Here is a 6215-nt window from a genome sequence, read left to right as displayed (position 1 = left end):
CATCAACGCCCTGGCGCCCCCTTCCACCGAACACTGGTTCGGCACCGACCAGATCGGCCGCGATGTCTTCTCGCGCGTCATCGTCGGCTCGCGCGATATCCTCACCGTCGCACCGTTGGCGACCTTGCTGGCGACGGTGACGGGTACCGCACTTGGCCTGCTCACCGGCTATTTCCGCGGCATCGTCGACGATGTCGTCAGCCGCATCCTCGAAGCCTTCATGGCCGTCCCGGGTGTCATCCTGGCGCTGCTCGCCATCGTCGCGCTCGGCACCTCCACGGCCACCGTTGTTGTCCTCATAGGGCTGAGCTTCGCGCCGATCATCGCCCGCACGGTGCGCTCGGCGGTGCTGACCGAGCGCCAACTCGACTATGTCGCCGCCGCCGAGCTTCGGCACGAGCGCGCGCTGTATACGATGTTCGTCGAGATCCTGCCCAATGTCATCCCACCGATCCTGGTGGAGACGACAGTGCGTCTCGGCTACGCCATCTTCGCGGTCGCTACGCTCTCCTTCCTGGGTTTTGGCATCCAGCCGCCCTCACCCGACTGGGGGCTGTCGATCTCCAGCAATTACGGCATGATCAGTGGTGGCTTTTGGTGGACGGTGCTGTTCGATGCCCTGGCCATCGCCTCGCTAGTGATCGGTGTCAACCTGGTGGCCGACGGCGTCCATGGAGCGCTCAATGACTAACTCCGCAAAGGCTGAAAACGCACTCGAACTGCACGATTTGTCCGTTGCCTACCGTGTTGCCGGGCGCAACCGCGCGGTGCTGCGCAATCTCAGCCTCAACATCGGCCAAGGCGAGGCCTACGGGCTGGTCGGCGAATCCGGCTGCGGCAAATCCACTGTGGCGCTCACCGTGGTGCGCTATCTGCCGAGGAACGGCTCGATCACCGGCGGCGCGATCTCGCTGGACGGCAAGGACGTCATGAAGCTGGACGCCGAGGCGCTCAGGCGGGCGCGGGCCGAAAGCGTCTCCATGGTCTACCAGGATCCGGGCAAGGCGCTGAACCCGTCGATCCGCGTTGGCCTGCAACTGACCGAGATTTTCGAGCTCGGCGGCATAACTGGACAGGCGGCGACCGATCGCGCCATCGCCATGCTGAACCGCGTGCGCATCTCCGATCCGCTTAGCGTGATGCAGCGCTATCCGCACCAGCTTTCCGGCGGCATGCAGCAGCGCGTGGCGATCGCCATGGCGCTGGCCAACGACCCGTCGATGCTGATCCTCGACGAGCCGACCACCGGCCTCGACGCGACCGTCGAAGCCGAGGTGCTGGACCTCATCGTACAGCTCAGGCAAGAGCTCTCGACCTCGATCCTGTTCATCAGCCACAACCTCGCGGTCGTCTCCAACATGTGCGACCGGGTCGGCGTGCTCTATGCGGGCATGCTGGTGGAAGAAGGACCGACGGATGTTGTCTTCAACGACCCGCGCCATCCCTATACCGTAGCACTCCTGCGCTGCCTGCCGAGCGGCGGCAAGCGCAAGGGCCAGGGCCGCCTCGATACTATTCCGGGCTTCCTTCCTGGCATTGGTGCCGACATCAAGGGCTGCGCCTTCGCCGACCGCTGTGCGCTCGCCGACGAGCGCTGCCGCACCGAATTGCCGTTGCTCTACGATCTGAGTGACGAGCGCGGAAAGCGCTTGTCGCGTTGCCACTATCACGACAAGGCGCAGGCCCTTCCGCGCGCCACACCCAGCGATGTGGCGCCTGCACCAAAGCCGGCGGCGGCACCTGTGCTGCGCGTCGCGGGATTGAACAAAACCTATGCCAGCCATGGCCATCCCTTGCGTGCTGTCAAGGACGTCTCGCTCGATCTGTGGCCCGGCGAGACGCTGGGGCTGGTCGGCGAGTCCGGCAGTGGCAAGACCACTTTCGCCAGGCTGCTGCTCGGCCTCGTGCCGCCCGATGACGGCGGCACCATCGAGCTCGAGGGCAAGGCGCTGGCGCCGAAGCTGGAGAACCGTGGCGACGATCAGGTCAAGGCGATGCAGATCGTCTTCCAGAACCCGGACTCAGCGCTCAACCGCTCGCATTCGATCCGACACATCCTCGGCCGCGCATTGAAACGGCTGGCCGGCCTCTCCGGCAAGGCGCTGGAGACGCGCCTCGAAGACCTCGTCCGCTCGGTGCGCCTCACCGAACGGCATCTGGCCGTTAAGCCGCGTCAATTGTCAGGTGGGCTGAAGCAGCGCGTTGCCATTGCGCGTGCCTTCGCCGGCGATCCACGCATCGTCGTCTGCGACGAGCCGACCTCGGCACTCGACGTGTCCGTACAGGCGGCGATCCTCAACCTGCTCGTCGACCTGCAATCGAAGGAAGACGTCAGCTACATCTTCATCTCGCATGATCTTGGCGTGGTGTGTTACCTCTCGGACAAGATCGCCGTGCTCTATCTAGGCCGCATCATGGAACTCGGACCGTCGGAAGACGTCTTTTCCGGCCCGCATCATCCCTATACCGAAGCGCTGCTGTCGGCCGTTCCAAAACTCGATCAGACCGAGAAGGCGCGCATTCGTCTCGACGGTGAAATCCCCAGCGCCGCCAACCCGCCATCAGGCTGCGTCTTCCACACACGCTGCCCGCGCAAAATCGGATCGATCTGCGAGGAACAGGTGCCGCCACTGGCCGAGGCCCAGCCCGGTCACACCATCCGCTGTCATATCCCGTATGCCGAACTTGCCAGGCTCCAAAGCTCGACGCCGCCGCAGGAGGTGCCGAGTAGCCAACTCATAGCGTGTCAAAACGGATTTGGATGAAGAAGGCCCAGGTGCCAGCCGCGGACAGCTAGTCTAATAAGCCCGGCCCGATTGTATCGGTTTTACAACGATCGGAGCCCTCTCCGAATTTAGTAGGTTAGATAACGACGCAAACAGGATCCCTCGATCCTGAAATGCCCATGTGAGCGCAACACTGACGCCGAGAAAGCCGACATCAAGGCGGGCAAGGTTCCGGACACATGGACGAAGCTGCGCCAGAAGGACCGCGATGCCCGCTGGACGGTGAAGTTCTCGAAAGCCAAGGCCAATTCCAAGAAGGACTTTTCCGATCGGTGGCAGAAAACAAAAACACTTATTGGACGCGGTTGGCTAGAATTCCTACCATGCAAACACTATTCGAAGAGAAGTTAAACATGCAAGCCGAACAATTTGAAACTTCTATTAGCAATTCGTTCCCAAAGAGTGGAATGACCCGGGACGAGATCGAACAAGAACTAAAGCAGCTGCGTTCACAAGACGCAGATCCGCGCTCGACGTTCCCAGATCGTTGGCTCAACGACCGCGGGCTCCTGCTTGATGATGGCACATTCGAAGTTGCCAAGGCCGCTCACCTTGCCTTTTTTACGAAGGGCAACAACTACCCGACCGTGGTAAAATTTGAACGCGATCTAATACAGATGGCGCTTAGTTTGTTCCACGCTGGAAAGGATGCAACTGGCGCCGTGACCAGCGGCGGTTCCGAGAGCCTCTTTCTCGCTACTGCTGCTGCCCTAGCGAACGCCAAAGAAAGACGGCCTCACATAGCTCGATCCGAAATAATCATTCCGCAGACGGGCTATCCCACATTCGAGAAATACGAGCGATATTTGGGATATACCATTCGTCGCGTTCCAGTGGATGCAAATTTCCGCGCAGACGTCTCGGCAATGTCCGAGGCAGTTAGCGAAAACACAGTCATGATGCTCGCGTCAATGCCATCTTGGTCGCATGGCGTTTGTGACCCAGTTCGAGAATTAGCGGAAATTGCCAGCAAACACGGGATTTGGTTGCATGTGGACGCTTGCGTTGGTGGGTTTTTGGCGCCTTTTGTGCGCGAGCTCGGACGAGACGTTCCCGAATTCGATTTTCGAGTCCCCGGCGTAAGTTCAATTTCGGCTGATTTCCACAAGTATGGCTATAGTGGTAAGGGAGTGTCGGGCGTTTTCTATAGAAATAAGGTAGCCCGCCATCAACCTTTCATCTTCGATACATGGGCAGCTGGACTTTATCGTTCACCGGTTCTTACTGGGACGCGTAACGGGGGTGCAATCGCCTCGGCTTGGGCGGTCATGCGCTATCTGGGCCGGGACGGATACCTCTCCCGCGCGGGTCAAATCCTCAAGCTGAGAGATGCCATATTGTCTTTCGTTGAACGATGCCCTGGCTTGAAAATAGTCGGCGGGGCTGAGCTCAACGTGGTCGGAATAGGGAGCGACTACTCAGACGTATATTCGATTGCGAGCAAGATGAAGGATTATGGCTGGAAGATAAACTTGCTGAAAGAGCCGGGGGCAATACAATTGGTGCTCGGTCCGCTGCGAGATGAGTATATCTCGTTGCTGGTGCATGACCTTGAGAAAGCCGTGGAAGCTGTGCAGTGCGAAGATTTCAGGGCTCCTTCTCCAGCCGTGGTCTATTCCGACGAACTAACGGACTGAAGCGGGGATTAAACTTTTGTTTATACTGATTTATTGTCGATATGGCAAAACCGAAATCACGGTACTTGGAAGGCCGGCCGCCGGTCGTTCGTGGCCGCATCCTCACCGCAGGGTCGGATGGGGAGGCGTCCTCTGAGAGGTGCGGAGAGGGGTCTATTCCGTGACGATCGTTCAGCGGTGCTGGAGATTACTCTTCGTTTCTGCAATCTGCCCATCCATAAAAAATCCAATGTCCAATAGAGCGCTAAGTTCTATCCTAGGTAGATATATACGGCGGCTCTTTGGCTCGCACCGAGACGGAGAAACCAATGTCAATTTCTGAAACAGTTCTAGCAAAGTTGAAAGACAAGTCGTTAGTTACGGATAAAGCTCTTGTAGGGACTCGGTGGGTAGCGGCAGGTTCAAGGCGCCTCACGTTCGAGGTCACCAATCCCTCAACCGGCAAAGTGCTCGCAACCCTTCCAGATCTTGGTGAAGAGGAGGTCAAGTCGGCGATTGAGGCTGCTCATCTTGCCCAAAAGAACTGGGCGAAGAGGACGGGCAAGGAACGCGCCGTAGTCCTGCGAAGGCTTTACGACCTCTTAGTCACGAATGTCGATGATCTTGCCACCATCCTCACTTTGGAAATGGGAAAACCATGGCCGGAGGCGAGGGGAGAGATCCTTTATAGTGCGTCCTACGTCGAGTGGTTCGGTGAGGAAGCAAAGCGAGTTTACGGGGACACCATTCCAGGTCATCAGCTGGACAAGCGCATCATCGTGATCAGGCAGCCCATTGGAGTTGTGGGGGCAATCACGCCGTGGAACTTCCCGAATGCGATGCTTGCCCGGAAGATGGCCCCCGCGATCGCTGCCGGCTGCAGTATAGTATCAAAACCTGCGGCTGAGACACCCCTATCCGCGCTCGCTCTGGCTCTCCTTGCAGAACGCGCCGGTCTGCCACCCGGTCTTTTTTCTGTGCTTACCACGACCGATGCGGTGATGGTCGGTCAGGAATTCTGCGGAAATGAGAAGATCCGAAAGCTCACGTTCACGGGCTCGACCAAGGTCGGAAAATTGCTGATGCGGCAAGGCGCAGAGCAGATCTTAAAGCTTGGCCTCGAACTCGGGGGGAACGCGCCTTTCATCGTCTTCGATGACGCGGATCTCAACGCTGCTGTCGACGGCGCAATGATTTCCAAATACCGTAATGCTGGGCAAACCTGCGTCTGCGCCAATCGCTTCTATATTCAGGAGGGTGTCTATGATTCCTTTGCTGCGAAACTAGCCGAGCGCGTTCGCGATCTGAAGGTCGGCGACGGCTTCACCGAAGGGGTCACTACAGGCCCCCTCATCGACCGGAACGCGTTGAAGAAAGTACTGGAGCACGTCGCCGACGCCGTGGCAAAGGGGGCGACGGTGGAAGCCGGTGGCAAACCTGCGAGCCAAGGGGGCCTCTTTTTTGAGCCCACTATCTTGACCGGCGCAACCGGCGAAATGCGCCTTTCCAGCGAAGAGACATTCGGACCTGTTGCGCCGCTGTTCAAATTTTCGACCGAGCAACAGGTCATAGAAATGGCAAACAACACTGAATTTGGCCTTGCGTCTTACTTCTTTTCGAGGGATGTCTCGAAAATCTTCCGGGTGGCGGAGGCTCTCGAGTTCGGCATGGTGGGGGTCAACACCGGGCTGATCTCCACTGAGGTTGCGCCCTTTGGCGGCATCAAGCAGTCGGGAATAGGCCGTGAAGGTTCGAAATACGGAATCGATCATTATACTGAAATGAAGTATATTTGCCTGAGCGTGTAATTGTC

General features: G+C 58.5%; 4 protein-coding genes and 1 pseudogene. All 5 read left to right on the top strand.

Annotated features, from left to right (window positions below):
* Positions 1–691: ABC transporter permease (locus tag EN749_RS28405; RefSeq protein ID WP_145991032.1), on the top strand; the 691-nt coding region annotated here is incomplete at its 5' end.
* Positions 684–2765: an ABC transporter ATP-binding protein gene (locus EN749_RS28400; RefSeq protein ID WP_236379299.1), complete on the top strand. Its 2082-nt coding sequence runs from the start codon at positions 684–686 to the stop codon at positions 2763–2765. The genes EN749_RS28405 and EN749_RS28400, both read left to right, overlap by 8 nt.
* A 117-nt stretch (positions 2766–2882) precedes the next feature.
* Positions 2883–3029: pseudogene (locus tag EN749_RS39085) on the top strand (IS5/IS1182 family transposase); the annotation flags it as partial.
* Entirely contained in the window at positions 2966–4423 is a 1458-nt protein-coding gene (locus EN749_RS28390) for an aminotransferase class V-fold PLP-dependent enzyme (RefSeq protein ID WP_095522035.1), read from the top strand. The pseudogene EN749_RS39085 and the gene EN749_RS28390, both read left to right, overlap by 64 nt.
* Positions 4424–4731: 308 nt before the next feature.
* A complete protein-coding gene (locus EN749_RS28385) occupies positions 4732–6210 on the top strand; it encodes an NAD-dependent succinate-semialdehyde dehydrogenase (RefSeq protein ID WP_128364402.1) in 1479 nt (492 codons plus the stop codon).
* The last annotated feature ends 5 nt before the right edge of the window (positions 6211–6215 follow it).

The sequence above is a fragment of the Mesorhizobium sp. M7A.F.Ca.ET.027.02.1.1 genome, assembly GCF_004022985.1.
Lineage (GTDB): Bacteria > Pseudomonadota > Alphaproteobacteria > Rhizobiales > Rhizobiaceae > Mesorhizobium.
This window is presented reverse-complemented; position numbering and strand designations above follow the sequence as displayed.